The organism is Hymenobacter sp. HDW8, from assembly GCF_011305775.1.
Taxonomy (GTDB): Bacteria; Bacteroidota; Bacteroidia; order Cytophagales; family Hymenobacteraceae; genus Hymenobacter; species Hymenobacter radiodurans.
This window is the reverse complement of sequence record NZ_CP049907.1, coordinates 1,763,190-1,783,135: the sequence shown is the minus strand read 5'-3', so window position 1 is coordinate 1,783,135 and position 19,946 is coordinate 1,763,190. Positions and strand designations below refer to the sequence as shown.

The following is a 19,946-nucleotide window of genomic DNA, read 5'->3' as shown; positions in this document are numbered from 1 at the left end:
GGTTATTCCAACACTTTTGGAACGCGGAAGTAATCCGAATCTTTGCGCGGGGCGTTACGCAGCCCATCCTGATGATTGATGGTGTTCTGTGCTTCGTCGGGGCGCAACACGTTGATTTCTTGAGATAAATGCACTAAAGGCTCCACATCAGTGGTGTCGAGTTCGCGCAGTTCAGCTACCCAATCCAGAATTTTATTCAGGTCGCCGAGCATTTCCTGCTCCTTAGTAGCGTCAAACTCAAGGCGAGCCAGATGGGCAAGTTTGCGTAGGGTGGCAAGATCAGTACTCACTATAGAAAGAAATTAAGAGGGATACTTATGAATTGGGGAGGCTAAGCTCGGCGTTGCCGTTCGTTAGCGTATTATCAGTATTCGGCCCTGAGGTAGTAGTCTGCTGGGGGGCTTTTTTAGTTGCTTCCGATTTACCGGAGCGCAAAAACGGTCGGGGAGAAGGTTCTGGCAGGCCCGCTGCATCGGGGTGAAACTCGCTAGCAATAATAGCGAATGCGCGCTGTTTGAGCGTTTCTACGTCAGCCAGCGTCAGGCCATGCGTCGGAATTGGGTCGTGGAGGACGATGCGCAAGGGCGAGTAGCGCACCCGTAGTTCTCCATCCAAGTCAGGCAGAAAACGATGATTAAGAGGCATCGAGACAGGTACAATAGGAACGCCCGCGCTGATAGCGAGCTGAAAAGCGCCGTCTTTGAAGGGCAGCATTTCCTCGCCGGGCTTCTTTGAAATAGTGCCCTCCGGAAAAATAACTACCGAGCGACCCTGTGCCAGCCCGTTGCGAGCGTGCACAATAGCTCGCCCCCGGCTCAACGCACTCTCTCGGTTTACAGTGATATACACGCGCCCAAATAATGGCCCCCAGAACGGCACTTTGGCCAATGAGCTTTTACCCACGATGTTCAGAAAGCCAGGAATAGCCTTGAACAGCATCGGAATATCGATGTACGAGCTGTGGTTAGCCACATACACGCAGGGTTGGCTGGGGGGCAATTGATTTTTACGCACCACCTCCACGGGCATACCCCACATCCGTATCGAAATAATCGACCAGCTCCGATTAAACGTGTGCAGGTGCCGGTACCAAGCAGGCCGCCGCCCCAGCACCCACTGTGCCGGGTACGTAACCACGAAGGGCATCACAAACCAAAACGTACTCCAGGTAGTGTAAAGCCGATGTCCGAGAAAACGCAGCAGGTCACGCATAGCGCAAATTTAGGAGATAGGAGTTAGAAGCGCGGAGGTAAGCTTCTTTTTAGGAGAACGAGAGCAAGTTTACTCCCCTTTGCCCACGCGGATTACCGAGCGAATCAGGGAAATAGTTCCTAGCTAAGCATTAACGAGAAAACTACCGTATTCAGCATGTAACCTCAAGCATGGGCTTTCGCAACCTACTTTCTACTGGCCAGTACTCTCTCGGCTTTAAGCAAGCCAGCTACGCTGATAGCATCGGTGATGCGGTCGTCCATCACCATCTGGATGGCTTCGGCTAAGGGTAGCTTCCACAGCCGCAGGTCTTCGGTTTCCTCCGGCTCTACTTCGCCCTGCTCCAAGTCTTCAGCCAGAAAAATGAAGCCTTCCTCATCCGTAACTGAGTTGGAAGTATGAATGCGCGAGATAGTAGTCCAGCGCTTAGCAAGCAGGCCGGTCTCTTCGCGCAACTCCCGCTGCGCCGATTCCAGCACATCCAGCTCAACTGGTCCGCCACCCATCGGTATTTCCCAAGAGTACTCATTCAGGGTATAGCGGTATTGGCCCACCAGCCAGGTATTGCCTTCCGCATCCACCGGAATAATACCGATGGCTTTGTTTTTCATGCTTACTACCCCATAAATTCCCCGGCCGCCCCCCGGGTTTATTACCTGGTCCTCCCGAACCGTAATCCACGGATTCTGGTACTGCAGCGCGGTGCTTATTACTTGCCAGGGATTATGATTTGGATCGAAGTCGGAAGATGAGGAGTGCGACATGGGGTAGAATAAATACAACGTATAGAAGCGCAAAGGTAAGACAAGCCCCTAAGAGGGACCAAGTAAGAAGTCTATCGGGGGAAAGAGCCGGTTGGGCGAGCAGTAGCCGGAGTTGATCCAAAACATTTGGGTTAAATGGCTGATGGATAGTACTTTTACATCAATATTATAAGTACCTGCGGGAGGAGGTTGTGGAAAGGAAGAATCTTCCCGTGGGGCGCCGATCGGACCTAGGAGTAGGGTGAATAACAATAAACCATCGACGCACAAAAAAGCCCATTGCATTATGCAATGGGCTTTTTTGTATTTAAAAGCCAGCTAGCCGGGTGGCCGTAATCGTGCACTAACCTCGCGTAGGGGATGCGCGTACCAAGTATATAATCGCCCGCTTACATCCCGGGCGGTCCCCTATATTTTTATGGCTAACCAACCCAAAAAGCAAGCAGCTCAGCCCCAGCCCGGCGACCCGCTTTTCAACCTCAAACACGCGCAAGCAGAAGCCGAACTGGCCCAGAAAACCGGTGGCCTCGGCCCTCTCACCAACGAGTATATTACCACTGACGAAGATGAAGCCCTCGACGAAGGCCCACGCGATAGCCAAGGTTTCCGGCGTGGCGAAAATGACGCTCCTGTAATCGGTAGCAACGCCGGCGACCATAAATAAACTTATCTGCCCTGCGGCAGAAACATAAATGATTATCTAAAAAGGCTTTCCCCGCGGCGCTACTGGCCGTAGGGAAAGCCTTTTCTGTGGGCCTGAATGCCACAACCAACGTTGGGTTCTTACTTTCGCGGCTACTATGCTTCTCATTTCTCACACGCACGAGCCGCTCGAAGCTGGCATCGACGAAGCTGGCCGGGGCTGTCTGGCCGGGCCGGTGTTTGCGGCGGCGGTAATTTTGCCCCCCAGCTTCACCTCCGCATTCCTCAACGACTCTAAACAGATGACGGCCCGTCGCCGCGAACTAGTAAAGGCGGAAATATGCGCGGGGGCGGTGGCCTGGGCGGTAGCTGAAGCTTCACCAGCGGAAATTGCTAGTATTAATATTGCGCAGGCCAGCTATTTAGCCATGCATCGGGCGGTAGCAGCGCTTCCAATGGTACCTACGCATCTGATTGTGGATGGCAACCGGTTTCGGGCCTACCCAAGTATTGAGCATACGTGTTTTGTGGGCGGCGATGGGCGCTATGCCAGCATAGCCGCCGCTTCGGTGCTAGCCAAAACGTTTCGAGATGAGCGAATGCGGACCTTAGCGGCAGAGTTTCCGGAGTATGGTTGGGAGCAAAATGCGGGCTACCCCACCAAAACGCACCGCGACGCTATTCGGAAATACGGGCCCACGGAGCATCATCGAATGGGCTTCCGGCTATTGTAGGGCAATTGATTTAGCAGTCTGAAACAAAAACTGAAGTTCTAGCTCTTCATCTGCAGCAAATCCAGAAAAAGGCTGAACCCATCAACCGTAGTAGCGCCTTCTCCAAATTTGTCAAAGCTCAGGGGCTTTACGATGTAGCCGCTTACGGCCAACTCGCTGGCTTTGAGCCGGTCGGCTTCGAGGTCGGAGGTGGTCATAATGAACACGTTCAAGCCCACGAATTCGGGATCGGAACGGAGAGTTTCGAGCAGCTCCAAGCCGTTCATGCGTGGCATATTAATGTCGAGCATCACCACGTTGGGCTTGGCAATTTTGTCCTGGCCATTTTCGCCGCGCAGCAAATTAAGCGCCTCACGGCCGTTGCGAGCTAAGTGAAGCGGCACGTCGATATCATGCTTACGCAGTTCACGCTGCACGTTCATGACGTCCATCTGGTCGTCTTCAACGAGCAGGATACTGGGGGTAGTAGTGGTTTCGAGCGACATAGAACACAGAAACTAAAGCGGTAAAACAGACTCGTTTCTGGCTCCCTATACGACTGGGGGGCAAATTAGGCTGTCCGAATGCCAGTTTCGATAGCGCGGCCTGTTTCGGGTACGGCCAATTTGGGCCACGTAAACGTGAAAATTGCCCCCTGACCTTCCGCCGATTCTACCTTGATAGTGCCTCCCTGGCGCTCCACTATCTTTTTTACGATAGCCAGCCCTACGCCGGTACTCTCCAGCGTATCGCGGTCAGTGAGGGTCTGAAAAATCACAAATATCCGCTCATGGTACTCCGGATCGATGCCCGGCCCATCGTCGGCAATGGAGAAGGTGTATTGTTGGCGGTCTTCGCGGCAGCCAATGCGAACGGTACCTGTTTCTGGGTGGTCGTGGTACTTGAAGGCATTGCTAATCAGGTTGGTGAATACCTGCTGTAGCTGCACCCTGCTAGTAATAAGCGTGGGCAGATAACTGGGCAAATCAACTGTAAACCCATCCGGGGGAGCCAAAGAGTCGACGATTTCGGTAAGCAGCTCCCGCACGTTTACGCGCTCCTGAGCCTGAGTCGTGCGGCCTACGCGGGCTAACTCCAGAATCCCGCTAATCAGGTTTTCCATACGGTGCACGCGAGTTCGCATAAGCTGCAGGAACTCGCGGATATGATCGGGCAGTTCCTGTCCCAAGTCTTCCTCAATCCAGCGGGAAGCGCTTTCAATGCCGCGCAACGGCGCTTTCAAATCGTGGGAAACGACGTAGGCAAATTGGTCCAGCTCGTTGTTGCGCCGCTCCAGCTGTGTAATGGTAGAACCGATGGTGCGCGACATCATATTGAGCGACGTTACCAGCTCGCTCAGCTCATCCTGGTCGGTGTCCTTCAGCTGGGTCTGATAATCGCCCCCCGCCACGCGCCGCGACAAGTCCAGCATCATGGCAATGCGCTGAGCCAGCAGCCGGGTGATATAGGTAGCCCACACAATGCCCATGGTAATAGCAATGATGGTGAGCGAGATAGACAGCATGCGCGTCTGCTGAATACTATCGGTGAGCTTATCGCGCCGCTCCAAGCGGGCTGCCAGCTCATCGGCTTCAAACCCGTTAAATAAGGCTCGAATCTGGTCCATGAGCAGCTTGCCCGTCAGGCCTTCCGCCAGCAATCTGTGCTCTAGGCCTTCTAGGGCCACCTGATCGGGGTTGCGGCGCAACGCTTCTCGCTTCTCACTGATCATTAAGTGGGAGTAAGACGCCCACTGTTGAAATAAGCGCTGTGCCCGCTCTAGGCGGCCGCGCTGGGGGCTGTCTAGGGGCATTTGTTGGCGCAGGTTCACAAAGCGGCCTAGCAGATTGCGCTCACCCATGTGGTAAGGCTCCAGCATAGCCTCATTGCCCACCAGCATATAGCCGCGAAAGCCCGTTTCCATGTCAATAATATTGCGGAGCAGCGTGGTGGCTTCTTCCGTCCGCAGCTGCGACTCTTCCACCCGCAACGAGTTGCGCAGCACTTTGCGCGACAGCTGATAATTGATAATTACCACTGCCGCAAACAAAACGGAGATGGCCAGAAAGCCGGCGAAGAGTTTGGTAGAAAGCTTGAGCTTCATGCGGGGCGGTAACAAGAGGAACTACCGGCCCAGACCTGGGCTTTCGGCGCGCAATTTCTGCTCCATAGTACGTAGCAGGCGCGTAATTTCGTCGACGTAGCCTTGTACGGAGGTCAGGCCAGCAATGGCTTGCTCCACCTTGCCCTGTTGGCGCAAATCAAGTAGGCGGTTGGCTTCCTGATGAATCTGCTGATGCACTTTATCCAGTTCGCGGCTTTCGGGCAGATGGGCATAAGTTATTAAAGCCCGCTCCCGAATCCAGACACCGAGCGCGCAAACTTGCGCATCGCGTATGGGTGCCTCATCGGTGCCGCTGCCGTAGAGGGCAGAGCGGAGCTTGGACTTAAACAGCAGGTGCCGAACCTGCGCCATTTCAAAGTCCTGTTTTAGATCTTCGTGCATAGAAACCTTGCCCATGAAATGCCAAAGTCTCACTGGGCTGATGCAGACTTTCCATACAGATGCGCCCCGACCAACGAGAAAAACAAGGTCTTTGTTCACGCGTTGGGCACTCTGGCTATAATAACTCAAAGGTAGTGGACGCGCGTACGCAGCCCAGCCGATAGAATTGGCTAGTTTTGCCCCCAGAACCCACCCTCGTACCTCTACTTATCTACCGATGGCCGAAGACCTCAAAACCGTTACCCTCAACGACGTACACCAGCAGCTGGGGGCCAAAATGGTGCCCTTCGCGGGCTACAACATGCCCGTACGCTACTCTTCCGACCTCGACGAGCACCACACGGTGCGTCGGGCCGTCGGTATTTTCGATGTGTCGCACATGGGCGAATTCCGGGTGCGCGGCCCCAAAGCCCTTGACCTAATTCAGCGCGTGACCAGCAACGACGCCAGCAAGCTCGTGGACGGCAAAGCTCAATATGCGTGCTTGCCGAATAACGAAGGCGGTATTGTGGATGATTTGCTCGTGTATCGCTTGGCCAAAAATGATTATCTGCTGGTGGTCAATGCCTCCAATATTGAGAAAGACTGGAACTGGATCAGCCAGCATAATACGGAAGGCGTGGAGATGGAAAATATTTCGGACCAGATCAGCCTGTTTGCCGTGCAAGGCCCCAAAGCGGCTGCTGCGCTGCAAAGCCTGACCGATGTTGATCTGAACAGCATTCCGTACTACTCTTTCGTGCAGGGAACGTTCGCTGCTGCTCCTAATGTCATTATCTCGGCCACCGGCTACACCGGAGCGGGCGGCTTTGAGCTGTATGTGCCCAATGAAAGCGCCCGCGACGTGTGGGAGAAAATCATGGCGGCCGGCAAAGAATTTGGCATAAAGCCCATCGGCCTCGGTGCCCGCGACACGCTCCGCCTCGAAATGGGCTACTGCCTCTACGGCAACGACATCGACGATGCTACTTCGCCCTTGGAAGCGGGTTTGGGTTGGGTAACCAAGTTTACCAAAGACTTCACCAACGCCGAAAACCTCAAAAAGCAGAAGGAGCAGGGCGTGAGCCGCAAGCTGGTTGGCTTTCTGATGGATAGCGGCGGCATTCCGCGCAGCCACTATGAGCTGGTAGATGAGGCTGGAACCAAGATCGGGGACGTGACCTCTGGTACGCAATCGCCTTCACTGGGCAAAGGTGTTGGCTTAGGATATGTAAAAACGGAGCTCAGCACGCCCGGCAGTAAGGTTTTTGTACAAGTACGCGGCAAAAACTTGCCTGCTACCGTAGTGAAGCTGCCTTTTGTAAAAGGCACGGAGGAGTAAAGAGGACCTCGTCAGAACAGTATAAAAAAAACGTTTGTCATCCTGACGAAGGAAGGACCTTATCGCGGTTGAACGTGTCGTTGTTACTAGTTGTGCCAACGTGATAAGGTCCTTCCTTCGTCAGGATGACAAACGTTTTTAGATGATAACCGAACTATATAACGTACCCATCTATTAATGCCCACTCTCGACGTTTGTTTTTCGCCTGAGCTACTGTCGCTATATACTCTGCGGGGGAAGGTGGCGGTGGTGGTCGATATTCTGCGCGCTACATCCTCTATGGTTACGGCGCTGGCGGCGGGCGTTACGCATATTATACCCGTAGCGGAGTTGGCTGAATGCCGCGAATTTGCCCCCCAGGGTTACCTGACCGCCGCCGAGCGTGATGGCGTACAAGCCGATGGCGTAGATTTAGGCAATTCCCCTTTTGGTTATCTCGATGGCAAGGTGTCAGTAGGTGAGCGGGCCGTGGCGATTACGACGACAAACGGCACCCGTGCCATTCATCTTTCTTTGAGCGCCGATGCGGTGGTACTGGGAGCCTTTTTGAATCTGGAAGCAGTAGCCCAATTTCTACGCCAGCAGAACAAAGACGTAGTAGTGGTATGCGCCGGGTGGAAAGGCATGTTCAACTTAGAAGACACCCTTTACGGTGGCGCTTTGGCCGAACGCTTAGCTGATGACTTCGATACCAGCAGCAGTGACGCGACGCTGGCCGCGCTACATCTGTGGCAGCTCGCTAAACCGGACCTCGCGGGCTATCTGCTGCAATCGTCCCACGTCCGCCGCCTCAATAGTTTGGAAGTGAATCAGGATATGGAATTCTGCATTCGCCTTGATGAATACAACATCGTTCCTATCTGGCAGGATGACCGAATTGTAGCTCTTTAACGCGAAACTTCAATTTCGCAGTAAGTAAAAGCGAGAAGCCATGCACCTGTAGTGCATGGCTTCTCGCTTTTATAGTCTATCACTAACGCAGCTTCTCGTTGTCGTGGTGACGCGTGGCGTCGCGCTTTGTTTTCTTCTCCAGATTCTTCGCTAGCGCTTCAGTCAGATTGACGCCGGTTTGATTTGCCAGGCAAATCACCACAAACAGTACATCGGCCAACTCATCAGCCAATACTTTGTCTTTGTCGGATTCTTTAAACGACTGCTCACCGTACTGCCGCGCAATGATGCGGGCTACTTCGCCCACTTCTTCCGTGAGCATAGCCATATTGGTCAACTCGTTGAAATAGCGCACGCCCGTAGTCTGAATCCAGGTATCGACGGTTTTTTGGGCTTCTTCGATGGTCATAAGGGAACAAAAGGTTAAGTTTGATTAGCTCGGGGGCGAATCGAGCACGAGTGTTACGGGTCCATCGTTAAGCAAACTTACCTGCATATCCGCCCCAAACTCGCCAGTGGGCACGGGCTGGCCTAGCAGGCCTTCCACTTGCTGCACAAACTGCTGATACAGTGCGTCGGCCAGTGGAGGCGGGGCGGCGCCTATGTAGCTGGGGCGGTTGCCTTTGCGGGCATCAGCGAGCAGCGTAAATTGGCTGACCACCAATATTTGCCCCCCAGTGTCCTGCACGCTACGATTCATCTTGCCTTCCTCGTCGGAGAAAATGCGCAGCTGCACAAGTTTACGCGCCATCCAATCGAGGGACTTTGTGTCGTCGTGGGGGGCAAATCCGGCCAACACCAGCAGCCCTGGCCCTATTTCCCCTACTGTTCGGCCCGCCACTACCACGCGGGCCTCCCGCACCCGCTGTACTACTACACGCATCTGAATTTCTGAATTAAGATAGAGGCAATACGCCCCGAGTCGCAACTGATAAGCAAGTAAACCCTTAATCTTGCCTTCTCAAATGAAAGGGCCTGATTTGGGCCGCTCATCGCTAACCGTTCGGCGTCCTTGAATCAGCGTTCGTGGCTACTTTTCCTGGCTTTACTGGTGGTAGCGGCCGTGCGGCTGTACGGACTGGCCGGTGCCGCGCTGCCCGATTATGACTCGGTATACAATTGGCAAACTGTACAGGAAGTAGCGTCGGGCAACCTTACGCATTTATTTCATCAGGGCGCTCCGCTGTTTTATCTGGTTTTCGCGCCTTTAGCCTGGCTGGGGGGCAATTTCCATATTTTACAATACGCCAATGCCTTATTGGCCGTGGCGGCAGTTGGCAACCTGGCCGCCTTTGTGGGGCGCGAAGCTCGGTTATCGGCTTGGCAAACGGCTGGCTTAGTGCTGTTTATTGGCACCTCCGTATTCCTGACTTTTTCTGGCCGCGACTTCACCATGAACTCCGGTAATCTGCTACTGTTTGCCGGCCTGCTACGGGCTTATTATCGTCGTTTGCAAACGCCCAACCGCCAAAGCCTGCTGCGCGCAAGTATCTGGCTTATGCTGGGAATCAGCTTTAATTACCGCTTTTTATTTACCGTTCCGATTTTGGTTGCCTTCGAGTTGCTGGCCGCCGATGGCTTGCTGCTTCGGCGCGGGAATGCATGGCGAGTATTGGCAGTTTTGGCTGCGCCCTTTGTGGTGCTGGGCTTGGTGAGCTGGCTGGTGGAGTTGCCCTTGCAGCGCCAATGGCCAGCGGTGTATTACGGCCTCATTATGCGTGGTGAGCCTAATTTGGCCGGCAACGTCGGCATCTTTCGCTTCGATATGCTCTACTACATTTACTTCCTGCGCGATTTTGAGGTGCCGCTGGTGCTGCTGACGCTGCTGATTACGCCGGTGCTGTGGCGGCGCGAGCTGTTTCAGCAGCTGCGGCAGCCTAATCTGGTGCGTTACTTGGCCGTGTGGGGCTACTGCTTTCTGGCAGGCATGTCGGTGCTTATAAAAGCCCCCGCGGGCTCCTGCTGGCTTACGGCGTGCTCTACGCCCTGGCCTTTCTTAGCCTGCGTCGACTGGTTTCTGGTAGCATGTTGGGCGTATTGGTAGCGCTGGCGATAGGGTTCAATTTGTACCGCATTGAACGGGAGGTGTATGCATATACCCCCACCAATTATCCGCAGGTGGCCGCGTGGCTACAGCATCAACGAGTTGATACGCTGATCAGTACGATAGGGCAGGGCGCGGCACCCTTCGTTGCGCCAGTGCCAGTAGCTGTTATTACGGATGAAAAACAATTGCCGGCGTTGCGCCGGCAAGGTCACCAGTATGTGCTGCTAGATGCTTATTGGCGCGTAGCGGGCGTTCATCGGTTTGAGGCATTGCGTCGCCAGCGAGTGGTAGCGGCTTGGCCCGAGTTACAGCTCACCTCCCCTTTGCTTTTCCTCGAACACTCGGAATATACCGGCCTCACGTATCACCAAACGCTAGCCCGCCAGCAAGCCGCCGCCCAAGATTCTTTTCAACTGCGGCTGATTAAGCTTGATTGAATAGATAGTGAGAAGCTAATTAAAGGCCGTCATGCTTCGCTACCGCTCTGCATGACCGTTAGGAGTGTGATTCTAGTGATTACGATCTTCAGATAATCTACCGCCGAATCTTTAAGCTGTCGAGCGTGCGTTGGTAGCGGCGGGCGTTGCGGCGGTGTTCGGCGTAGGTGGCGGCGAAATCAGAGTAACCGCTAAAGTCGGGGCGGGCGCAGAAGAAAAGGTAATCGTGCGCGGTGGGCTTGAGCACAGCATTCAAACTCTGTCGATTGGCTGAAGTGATAGGGCCAGGAGGCAAACCTTTGCGCTTGTAGGTGTTGTAGGGCGAATCCACAAGTTTGTCCTTATTGAGCACACGGCGCACTCCAAAGTTGCCAATGGCCCAGAGTAGCGTTGGGTCGGCTTGTAGGCGCATGCCCTGGCGCAGCCGGTTGAGATACACGCCCGCAATAATGGGCTTATCCTCCGGCTTGGCCGTTTCACGCTGCACGATGCTTGCTAGCACGTGCACCTCCACGGGTGAAAGCTTTAAAGAGTCGGCTCGTTGGCGGCGCTCAGCTGTCCAAAAGCGACGATGCACGGCCGCCGCTGAATCCAAAAATTGCTCGGCCGAAGTATTCCACAGGAAGCGATAGGGGCCAGGCAAAAACATGGTCAATACCGTCGTGGTGTCGAGTTGATAGCGGCGACGTAGAAAGCTGTTGTCCTGTAACAAAGCACGCAGCTTTGCCGAGTCGGCTTCTATCTGGGGGGCAATTTGACCTACTAGCTGCGGCTTGTATTTGAACGCGTTCAGCTCAAAAGCTACCGTATCCTGCTGGCCATTCATCAGCTTATCGAGCAAGGCCGCATTGCCAAGGCCAAACTCCAGCCGGTAGCGGCCTGGTTTTACCTGCCGCGGATACTCCCGATGCTCGGCCAGCCAAGCAAAAGTCTCCGTATCAATGAGTAGCTCTTGCCGCTGAATAGAGTCGAGTACCGCCTGAAACGAGGAGCCCGTTCGGATGTATAAATAAGCGGGCCCGAAAGGTGAAACGGCCACGTTGGGTTTCCACCACACGCGCCAGGCTGCAATTAGCCCTGCGCCACCCAACACTAAAATGATGACCAATAAAAAGCCCCCCAGCCAGCGCCAGCGCCGTAGTGAGGAGTGGGAAGAAGCTACTTTATTCAAACCTAATGGGTATCAACTAATGCGTACAAGCATGGGCAGTTAGCCAAGCTTTTCTGCTTTCGCAACGAGGCGCTGCCACACAAAAGTATAATCATCGGGCGGTGCTACCCGAATCTGAAACGCCTCTACAGCTGCGGCCGGCGCTTCCGCAAAGGCCTTTCGCACAGCAGCGGCTGGCTCGTTCACACAGCCCGCTTTCTCCAGCCAGTCGTTCAGCGACATAGGTATAGTGCTGCTAGCTAAAGTCATTGCCTGCACCGTAAGGCCAGCATTGGTCAACGCCTGCTGCCACTCGCTCGGAGCCAGATTGCGGGCGTGTGATGGGTCGCGGATGGCTTCCACACGGTTCTGCCATTGGCCCGTTGCGGGGGCATTGTCGGGAATAGTCGTGTCAGCCAGCAAAAAACGTCCCCCAGGCATCAACACCCGATTAACTTCAGCTAAAAAAGCCGGTACGGACTGGAAATGGTGGGGCGCAATCCGACACGTAACCACGGAGAATCTGGCGGCCGGAAAAGGCAGCGCTTCCGCCGCACCTTCCTGCCAGCGCACATTCGTAAGGCCGCGGGCAACTTGGTTCTGCTGTGCCTGCGCCAGCATCCCTGATGAGACGTCTACTCCTACCACCGACTGCACGTGGGGGGCAAACGCTAGGGCCGTGAAGCCCGTACCGGTGGCCACATCCAGTACTGTATCGGTGGGCTGACATGCGGCCTGCGCCAGCAGCCAGTCGAGCGAAGAAGCAGTCCAAGAGTTCCACTGTGCATTGTAGTGGATTGCTTGGCGGTCAAATTGTTCTTTTGCGGAAGTAGTGGGCATCGAATTAAGCTTTAGGCATTATTCTCTTTTACGCGCCGTGCACCAGCGCGGCTACAGCTTCAGCGAGTTGCTGTTGCCGTTGCTGCCGCTCAATTTCCACGGGTGGGGCCGAGCGCACTTCGCAGTCAGGAATGGGGCACCGCTCACAGGTTTCGTTCACGATGCGCAGCGGAATGGCCGGGTCGTCGATAAACCGAACTTTACGCTTCAGATTTTCATCGCAGAGTAGCCCAACTGTTACGCTTACGGCCGGTTCGGTAGCAGTCGACGCCCGAGCCAGCGTCAGGCAGATATACTCGTTCTCGGTACCATAGTAGCGGGAACGCTGAGCGCCAATGGCTATAGTGGGTGCACCTGGCTTCGCCTGCAGACGCAGCTCGGCCAGCAGGCGCAACGAAATCCAGCGCCGGCAGTAGTGCTCATGCAACTCGTTGCCGTGAGGATTGTGCAGGCGGGAGAGGTGCAGTTCCTTAGTCAGCTCGTAAGGCGCAGCAGCATCTGTCTGATCAAAACGGAGGAAAAACAGGCTTTGAAGGCCAAAATGCCGCGGGAGCAGATTGGTGAGGCGCTGCATGAACATCTCCGGCGATACATTGTACTTGGTCAGCAGGCCCAGCCATTGGTTTTCATCCCATTTGGTGGCTTCAAACAGCTTTTGCAGGTCTCGTACCAATGCTTCTTCCTCCATCAAGAGCGCCCCGGCAAAGTAAGAGGCTTTGAAATTATTGAGTACTTCATCAAATGAGCGCACCGGGAAGCTCGCATTCACATAAGGCCGCTCCCGCAGGTTGAGGTAGTGAAACGCCACCTCCCGACCCAGCACGAAAGCCTCCTGCGCACTGCTCAGGCCAGGCCGGAGCAATAATCGACGGGTTTTGGGCTGAAACACCGACCGCAGCCGCCCCAGCGAAGCGTATTCACCCAGCAGCGTTCGGTCCAGTGAATAGCCATATTTATCAGTTAACACGCGCTCCAATTGGCTTGTGTCGAAAGGAGCAGCGGCGTTGAGCTTTTGCTCCACGGTAAATGTGCGGATGTCCTGCTCCAACTCCTCGAAATAGTTGTCGTGCATCTCCTGGTAGGAGCGCAGCGCCGCCAGAAAAAAATGCTCTTGCCGCATTTCGTAGTTGCGCCCTATCTCAAATAATGTGCTGATGAAGGCGTTCATTTTGGCCGGTGCATCCGCAATTAGTTCCACAATACGCATGGGGTCCAGCCCAAACATCTCCAGCGGAAACTCCTTGAGCAAGTCTGACTGGAGCAGCTCCGAAATGGGCTCCAGCTTCCGGCTCAGCGTGAGCGATGTAAGCTGATCATAGCTCACGCCCAACACCTTGCTCAAGCTCAGAATCTTGTCCGCCTTTGGGTACTTCTTGCCTTTCTCAATCTCGTTGAGGTAGGAAACCGACACATCGCAGGCGCGAGCCATCTCGGCGGGAGTAAGGCCTCGCTCTTGCCGCAACTCGCGGAGCTTCAGCCCAAAAATCAAGCGTACTATCTGGCCGTGACTCAGCATATTAATATATATAAAGCGGTCAAAATCAGTGGTGCCGCCTTACTTCTTAGCGTGAAAAGGTTGACAAATCTACGCTTCTTAAGCGATTATAAAATATTAGCGAATATTCGCTTGTTTTATAAAATTCGCTTACGTATTTTTGGTGAGTACTATATCAAGTTCACCACATCTCCTTCAGCTATGACTTTCTCCGAGCCACACACATTAGTTTCTCATCCGAAGTATTTGGCCCCCGAGCGTGTGAAAGTTCTGGGCGCTTACACGTCGGAGTTTGCCGAGATTATAACTCCTTCAGCACTAGCTTTTGTAGCCGAGCTGCACCGCCGCTTCGACCGCACGCGGCGCGATTTGCTGGCTCGTCGGGTGGCGCGCCAACGAGAGTTTGCAGCGGGTGTTTTGCCCGATTTTCTGCCCGAAACTCGTCTGATCAGGGAAAAGCCGTGGACGGTAGCGCCCCTGCCCACCGATCTGCTCGACCGTCGGGTAGAAATTACTGGGCCCGTGGAGCGGAAGATGATCATCAACGCTCTGAACTCAGGCGCCAAAGTGTTCATGGCTGATCTGGAAGACTCAAACGCGCCTACCTGGTCCAACGTCATTGGGGGGCAAATTAACCTGCGCGATGCTGTGCGCCGAATCATCTCGCTTAGCACGCCTACGAAAGAATACCGATTGAATGAGGAGGTCGCCACGCTCATTGTGCGGCCACGGGGCTGGCATCTACTCGAAAAACATGTATTGGTGGATGGAGAGCCGATCAGCGCTGCGCTGTTTGACTTTGGCCTGTACTTTTTTCATAATGCCCATGAGCTGCTGGCGCGGGGTAGCGGGCCTTATTTCTACCTACCCAAAATCGAGAGCCACTTGGAGGCTCGGCTATGGAATGACGTGTTTGGCATTGCCCAATGGTCGCTCAAGATTCCGAAAGGCAGCATCAAAGCAACTGTATTGATCGAGACGCTGCCCGCTAGCTTCGAGCTACACGAAATTCTGTATGAACTACGCGAGCACTCGGCTGGCTTGAATTGCGGCCGCTGGGATTATATCTTCTCCTACATCAAGCGCCTAGGTCTGAATCCAAACTATCGTTTGCCCGACCGTGCTCAGGTAACCATGACGGTGCCTTTTATGGCCGCTTACTCCCAACTTGTTATCCAAACCTGCCACCGTCGGGGTGTGCACGCCATTGGCGGTATGGCCGCCCAAATTCCTATCAAAAACGACCCGGAAGCCAATGAAGCCGCGCTGGAAAAAGTACGTCAGGATAAAGTACGTGAAGCTAAAAATGGCCACGATGGTACGTGGGTGGCGCATCCTGGCCTAGTGCCCATAGCACTGGCGGTGTTTGATGAGCTGATGCCCGGTGCCAACCAAATTGAGCGCAAGCGGGAAGATGTAAGCGTAACCGCTGCCGACTTAGTGCAGGCGCCCGAAGGCACCATTACCGAGGCTGGCTTGCGACTTAACATTGATGTGGCTATTCGCTACCTCGAAGCGTGGCTGGGGGGCAATGGGTGCGTGCCGATTTATAATTTGATGGAAGATGCCGCTACAGCCGAAATCTCGCGGGCGCAGGTGTGGCAGTGGCTACACACGCCCGGCACCACATTGCAGGATGGCCGCCCCGTTACGCTGGAACTGTACCGCTCCCTTATTACCGATCAGATAGCCCAGATGCGTAAGGCAGTAGGGGAGGAGCAATTCACAAAAGGGCACTATGAGCAAGCTGCCCGCCTCTTCGACCGCCTCGTGACCAGCCAGGAATTCACCGAGTTTCTGACTTTGCCCGCCTACGAACAGTTGGCGTAAGCTCGCCCAAACTTCCGCTTTGTATCGCTAAAAAAGCTGCTCTACTGAGTAGCCTGGGCATGCTATGCCCCATCTCATCGCCACTTTCTAACCTATAAACTGCCATGAACAAGCTCGAACGCATCGCCGCCATTAACCACGACTGGACAACCAATCCACGCTGGAAAGGCATTACCCGGCCTTACACTGCCGAGGAGGTAGTGAAGCTGCAAAACTCTATTAAAATTGAGTACTCGTTGGCCCGGCAAGGTGCGGAGCGTTTGTGGCGGCTCTTGCACTCTGAGGAATATGTAGCCGGACTAGGGGCGCTCACCGGCAACCAAGCCGTGCAGGAAGTACAGGCTGGGCTAAATGCTATCTATCTCAGCGGCTGGCAGGTAGCCGCCGATGCTAACGGCGCTGGCCAGATGTATCCCGACCAAAGCCTCTATCCCGCCGACAGCGTGCCCAATGTGGTAAAACGCATCAATAATGCGCTGCTGCGCGCTGATCAGATTCAAAACCTAACGGGCGATGGCAATGTGCATTGGCTGGTGCCCATTGTGGCGGATGCCGAAGCTGGTTTTGGCGGCAACCTCAATGCGTTTGAGTTGATGAAGATGATGATCGAGGCGGGTGCCGCTGGGGTGCACTTCGAGGATCAGCTGTCATCGGCGAAGAAATGCGGGCATCTGGGGGGCAAAGTTCTGGTGCCAACCCAAGAAGCTATTAACAAACTGGTGGCTGCTCGCCTGGCGGCCGATGTGCTGGGTGTACCAACGCTGGTAGTAGCCCGCACCGACGCTGATGCCGCCGACCTCATCACCAGCGACGTAGATGAGCGCGACCAAGCCTTTGTAATTACGGAGGATGGCCGCACCAACGAAGGCTTTTACCGCGTGCGCCCCGGCGTAGAGTCGTGCATTGCCCGCGGCTTGGCCTACGCACCCTATGCCGATCTGCTGTGGATGGAAACGTCGTATCCTGATCTGGGACAAGCGCGGCAGTTTGCGGAAGCTATTCATGCGCAGTATCCGGGCAAGCTGCTGGCTTACAACTGCTCACCTTCCTTCAATTGGGCCAGCAAGCTGAGCGTGGAGCAAATGGAGAGTTTCCGGGAAGAGCTTGCGGCGTTGGGCTACAAGTTTCAATTTATTACGCTGGCTGGCTTCCATGCGCTGAACACCAGCATGTTTGAGCTTGCCCAAGCCTACCGGGAGCGCGGCATGGCCGGCTACTCCGAACTCCAGGAGCGGGAATTTGCCTTGCAGAAGTCTGGCTTCAAAGCTGTTAAACATCAGGCATTCGTGGGAACGGGCTACTTCGATGCCGTGCAAAATGTGGTGTCGGGGGGCAAAACCAGCACGGCCGCATTGGTTGGCTCAACGGAGGAAGCGCAGTTTCACGGGTAATATTAAGCGACAGTTAACTGTTGCTAATTCAAAAAGGGCGTCCGGTACACACCGGACGCCCTTTTTGAATTAGCGAAAAAATTGTTCAAGACTGATTGGCATGGTCAAAAGGCTGGGCAATCTGGCTGTAATCCAGCGAGTGACGCTGGGCCGTTTCGCGCAGAATGGTTTGTTGCCAAGGACGTAAAACGTGTTCAGTGCCCAACTCAATGATATCCGCTACAAGTCGATTGGATAGCACGAGGTTCGCCACGTAGCTATTCATATCAGCCGTGATATTATTCTTCAGTTGCATCAGCAATTGTTCGCGTGCATCGGCGCGGGCGGCTTTTTCTCCGCTGAGTCGGCGCCGAAACGGGAAGCGCCGTTGCTCGCCAGTAGCGGCGGGCTCTGGCACGGGCACAAACGTATCAGACGAAAGCGCCGCCAACTGATCCAGATAAGGTGCACGCTTCAATTCGGGATGTAAACCACGGGCCGCTTTCCAGTCGCTGAGGTCGCGGGGCGTATCGCGCACTAGCTCCGACAGGCGGTCGTTGGCAAATACCATGTAAGGCGGCCGATCCAGTTGCTTCGCCACTTGGTCGCGCAACATATACAGGTCGCGAAACAAAGGTAGCTCACCCGGCAGAATACGGTATTTGCCAGCAATACGCAGGTACGGACGCTCGTCGCGGGTGAAGCGAACTAGCTCAAGGGCGGCATTTTCTTCGTCAGCCCAATGAGCACGGCCCAATGCTTCCAGCTTGACCTTGAGCCGGTCAGCCAGTTCAAAAAGATAAATAACGTCGTTGGCTGCGTACACCTTTTGGGCATCCGTCAGCGGGCGCTTCAGCCAGTTTGACTTCTGCTCGCCTTTATCTACTTCCAAGCCGAGCTCTGCCTGAATCAGACGACCCAGCGAGATGTTGTTGTCGGCTTCTGCTAACAACGTGTACTGCACGCTGGTATCGGTGATGTGGCGCACGTGCACGCTATATAACTCATCCAGCAGCAGAATATCCGACTTGCAGCTGTGGAATACCTTCTCAATAGCCGGGTCGCGCAGCAATTCCCAAATTGGCTCCAGCTCTTCGGCCGGATTGGTAAGCGGTAGCGGGTCGATCAGATAGGCGGTTGAGCCGTCAAAGATTTGAATCAGAGCAAGATTGCGGCCGTAGCGGTGGCGCATGTCATCAAACTCCAGATCCACGGCCAAGCGTGATGCTTTTCGCATGGCATCGGCCGCGTCCTGTACGGCGCCATGGGTGGTTAGGTATTGTATATCAGGTTGTAACATGGAAAAGCAAAACGAAAAACGAGCCGCGAAAGTCAGGCAGTAGGCCGGGGGGCATTTACCCAAAGGTAGGCAGGACTGGGGGCAAAAGCAACGTTGTTGCCCGGCCGCTAAGCGGCACGCTGGGGGCGCTGCAACACGGCGTTACGCTGCTGCACTTGCTCTGCTTTTGCCCGAATTTCGGCCAGTCCCAGGTTGTGCACACTGCCTAAGTGCGTGGTCGTAAAGTCCCGGTGTGGCACGTAGCTACCATCGTTTACTGCCCGCCCTACCTGCTGATACGCCTCGCGGAAAGGCACTCCAGCCTGGATAAGCTGATTGATATTTTCTACGGAGAAAACACCGTCGTATTTGGCCTGGTTCAGCAAGTCGGGCTTGATTTTCAATTGTGGCAAAGCGAACAGCAGCATGTCCAGAATATCCACGAACTGCATCATCGGCTCGAAAAGCAACTCCTTCAAGAGTTGGAAGTCGCGGTGGTAGCCGCTGGGCAGGTTGTTCAGGCACAGCGTGATGGTGTTGGGCAAACCCTGCAAAGCATTGCAACGGGCCCGCACTAACTCAAATACATCCGGGTTTTTCTTGTGGGGCATGATGCTGGAGCCCGTGGTGAAGGCGGGGGGCAATTCTACAAACGCCAGATCCTGACTGTTGTAGAGCACTAAGTCATACGCCAACTTGGAGAGCGTAGCCCCCACACCGGCCAGCGCAAAAGCCACCGTTTTCTCGGTTTTGCCGCGTAGCATCTGCGCGCCCACGGCGCTAACCGCTAAGTGGCCAAAGCCCATCTGCTGAGTTGTCAGCTGCCGATCTATCGGGAAACTGCTGCCAAAACCGGCCCCAGAACCTAGAGGATTCTGATCGGCGACGGTGTGGGCGGCTTCAAACAGCGCAATATCCAGCAACAAATGCTCGGCGTAGGCGGAGAACCACAAGCCGAAGCTGCTGGGCATAGCGGCCTGAAAGTGCGTGTAGCCGGGCATTAAATCGGCCTGGTGGGCCTCAGCCTTTTGCAGCAGAATATCCACCAGCGCCATGATTTTGGCGGCAGTTTGCTCCGTGTAGTCTTTCAGGAAAAGCTGAATGGCAGTCAGCACCTGGTCGTTGCGGGAGCGGGCGGTATGAATCTTCTTGCCGGCATCACCGAATTTCTCCGTCAGGTAGAACTCGATTTTGGAGTGAACGTCTTCAAAGCTATCCTCGATGACGAAGCTTCCGGCCCCAATTTCCGCTTCCAATTCATTGAGACCCTGAACTAACTGGTCTTTTTCCTCGACGGAAATCAGCCCAACCTGCGCCAGCATTACCGCCTGCGCCTTGGAAGCCAGCACGTCGAAATGAGCCAGGTACATATCCAGCTCTCGATCTTTACCGACGGTGAACCGCTCTATTTTTTCGTCAACAGCTATTCCCTTTTCCCAGATTTTCATG

At 54.6% G+C, this 19,946-nt stretch carries 21 protein-coding genes; 8 read left to right on the top strand and 13 right to left on the bottom strand.

Annotated elements, in window-relative coordinates:
* Positions 1 to 2: 2 nt before the first annotated feature.
* The 3 genes from gatC to G7064_RS07355 all read right to left on the bottom strand — a co-directional run bounded on the left by gatC (position 3) and on the right by G7064_RS07355 (position 1,976).
* Positions 3 to 290: an Asp-tRNA(Asn)/Glu-tRNA(Gln) amidotransferase subunit GatC gene (gene gatC / locus G7064_RS07365; RefSeq protein ID WP_133271922.1), complete on the bottom strand. Its 288-nt coding sequence runs from the start codon at positions 288 to 290 to the stop codon at positions 3 to 5.
* A gap of 25 nt (positions 291 to 315) precedes the next feature.
* Complete coding sequence (locus G7064_RS07360; RefSeq protein ID WP_240935801.1) at positions 316 to 1,212, bottom strand: lysophospholipid acyltransferase family protein; 897 nt, start codon at positions 1,210 to 1,212, stop codon at positions 316 to 318.
* Between the two features lie 185 nt (positions 1,213 to 1,397).
* A complete protein-coding gene (locus G7064_RS07355) occupies positions 1,398 to 1,976 on the bottom strand; it encodes an NUDIX domain-containing protein (protein WP_166073087.1) in 579 nt (192 codons plus the stop codon).
* A gap of 418 nt (positions 1,977 to 2,394) precedes the next feature.
* Between G7064_RS07355 and G7064_RS07350 the strand changes: the two genes are divergently transcribed.
* Positions 2,395 to 2,640, top strand: a complete 246-nt coding sequence (locus G7064_RS07350; protein ID WP_133271923.1) for a hypothetical protein — start codon at positions 2,395 to 2,397, stop codon at positions 2,638 to 2,640.
* A gap of 136 nt (positions 2,641 to 2,776) precedes the next feature.
* Entirely contained in the window at positions 2,777 to 3,352 is a 576-nt protein-coding gene (locus tag G7064_RS07345; protein ID WP_166073086.1) for a ribonuclease HII, read from the top strand.
* 38 nt (positions 3,353 to 3,390) lie between these two features.
* On the opposite strand, the gene G7064_RS07340 is transcribed toward G7064_RS07345, so the two are convergent.
* The 3 genes from G7064_RS07340 to G7064_RS07330 form a co-directional block, all read right to left on the bottom strand.
* The gene (locus G7064_RS07340; RefSeq protein WP_166073085.1) at positions 3,391 to 3,837 is read right to left on the bottom strand and encodes a response regulator; all 447 of its coding nucleotides are present in this window, start codon (positions 3,835 to 3,837) and stop codon (positions 3,391 to 3,393) included.
* 65 nt (positions 3,838 to 3,902) lie between these two features.
* The gene (locus tag G7064_RS07335) at positions 3,903 to 5,435 is read right to left on the bottom strand and encodes a sensor histidine kinase (RefSeq protein ID WP_166073084.1); all 1,533 of its coding nucleotides are present in this window, start codon (positions 5,433 to 5,435) and stop codon (positions 3,903 to 3,905) included.
* Positions 5,436 to 5,456: 21 nt separating this feature from the next.
* Positions 5,457 to 5,837, bottom strand: coding sequence for a CZB domain-containing protein (locus G7064_RS07330; RefSeq protein ID WP_166073083.1), 381 nt, complete (start codon positions 5,835 to 5,837; stop codon positions 5,457 to 5,459).
* A gap of 217 nt (positions 5,838 to 6,054) precedes the next feature.
* On the opposite strand from G7064_RS07330, the gene gcvT reads away from it, so the two are divergent.
* The gene (gene gcvT, locus G7064_RS07325; RefSeq protein WP_166073082.1) at positions 6,055 to 7,158 is read left to right on the top strand and encodes a glycine cleavage system aminomethyltransferase GcvT; all 1,104 of its coding nucleotides are present in this window, start codon (positions 6,055 to 6,057) and stop codon (positions 7,156 to 7,158) included.
* Positions 7,159 to 7,335: 177 nt separating this feature from the next.
* On the top strand, positions 7,336 to 8,049 hold the full coding sequence (locus G7064_RS07320) for a 2-phosphosulfolactate phosphatase (RefSeq protein WP_166073081.1): 714 nt from the start codon (positions 7,336 to 7,338) through the stop codon (positions 8,047 to 8,049).
* A gap of 82 nt (positions 8,050 to 8,131) precedes the next feature.
* Here the strand turns inward: G7064_RS07320 and G7064_RS07315 are convergent, their stop codons facing one another.
* Positions 8,132 to 8,458, bottom strand: coding sequence for a nucleotide pyrophosphohydrolase (locus tag G7064_RS07315; protein ID WP_166073080.1), 327 nt, complete (start codon positions 8,456 to 8,458; stop codon positions 8,132 to 8,134).
* Between the two features lie 24 nt (positions 8,459 to 8,482).
* On the bottom strand, positions 8,483 to 8,932 hold the full coding sequence (gene dtd / locus G7064_RS07310) for a D-aminoacyl-tRNA deacylase (protein WP_166073079.1): 450 nt from the start codon (positions 8,930 to 8,932) through the stop codon (positions 8,483 to 8,485).
* Between the two features lie 129 nt (positions 8,933 to 9,061).
* Between dtd and G7064_RS07305 the strand changes: the two genes are divergently transcribed.
* Both G7064_RS07305 and G7064_RS07300 read left to right on the top strand, forming a co-directional pair.
* Positions 9,062 to 10,093 carry a hypothetical protein gene (locus G7064_RS07305; protein WP_166073078.1) on the top strand — a complete coding sequence of 344 codons (1,032 nt, stop codon included), beginning with the start codon at positions 9,062 to 9,064 and terminating at the stop codon, positions 10,091 to 10,093.
* The gene (locus tag G7064_RS07300) at positions 10,075 to 10,533 is read left to right on the top strand and encodes a hypothetical protein (RefSeq protein WP_166073077.1); all 459 of its coding nucleotides are present in this window, start codon (positions 10,075 to 10,077) and stop codon (positions 10,531 to 10,533) included. The genes G7064_RS07305 and G7064_RS07300 overlap by 19 nt, the downstream gene beginning before the upstream one ends.
* Positions 10,534 to 10,630: 97 nt before the next feature.
* Here G7064_RS07300 and mltG read toward each other — a convergent pair whose 3' ends face one another.
* Genes mltG through G7064_RS07285 form a run of 3 tightly spaced genes read right to left on the bottom strand, consistent with a single transcriptional unit; the run spans position 10,631 to position 14,039 of the window.
* Positions 10,631 to 11,704: an endolytic transglycosylase MltG gene (mltG, locus tag G7064_RS07295; protein ID WP_166073076.1), complete on the bottom strand. Its 1,074-nt coding sequence runs from the start codon at positions 11,702 to 11,704 to the stop codon at positions 10,631 to 10,633.
* Positions 11,705 to 11,743: 39 nt separating this feature from the next.
* The gene (locus G7064_RS07290; RefSeq protein WP_166073075.1) at positions 11,744 to 12,523 is read right to left on the bottom strand and encodes a class I SAM-dependent methyltransferase; all 780 of its coding nucleotides are present in this window, start codon (positions 12,521 to 12,523) and stop codon (positions 11,744 to 11,746) included.
* Between the two features lie 28 nt (positions 12,524 to 12,551).
* Positions 12,552 to 14,039, bottom strand: coding sequence for a helix-turn-helix domain-containing protein (locus G7064_RS07285; RefSeq protein ID WP_166073074.1), 1,488 nt, complete (start codon positions 14,037 to 14,039; stop codon positions 12,552 to 12,554).
* 180 nt (positions 14,040 to 14,219) lie between these two features.
* On the opposite strand from G7064_RS07285, the gene aceB reads away from it, so the two are divergent.
* Both aceB and aceA read left to right on the top strand, forming a co-directional pair.
* The gene (gene aceB, locus G7064_RS07280; protein WP_166073073.1) at positions 14,220 to 15,848 is read left to right on the top strand and encodes a malate synthase A; all 1,629 of its coding nucleotides are present in this window, start codon (positions 14,220 to 14,222) and stop codon (positions 15,846 to 15,848) included.
* 104 nt (positions 15,849 to 15,952) lie between these two features.
* The gene (gene aceA, locus G7064_RS07275; RefSeq protein WP_166073072.1) at positions 15,953 to 17,239 is read left to right on the top strand and encodes an isocitrate lyase; all 1,287 of its coding nucleotides are present in this window, start codon (positions 15,953 to 15,955) and stop codon (positions 17,237 to 17,239) included.
* A gap of 85 nt (positions 17,240 to 17,324) precedes the next feature.
* Here aceA and G7064_RS07270 read toward each other — a convergent pair whose 3' ends face one another.
* Positions 17,325 to 18,518 (bottom strand): ribonuclease D, encoded by a 1,194-nt coding sequence (locus tag G7064_RS07270; protein WP_166073071.1) that lies wholly within the window; start codon positions 18,516 to 18,518, stop codon positions 17,325 to 17,327.
* A gap of 107 nt (positions 18,519 to 18,625) precedes the next feature.
* A complete protein-coding gene (gene argH / locus G7064_RS07265) occupies positions 18,626 to 19,945 on the bottom strand; it encodes an argininosuccinate lyase (protein WP_166073070.1) in 1,320 nt (439 codons plus the stop codon).
* Position 19,946 lies beyond the last annotated feature (1 nt).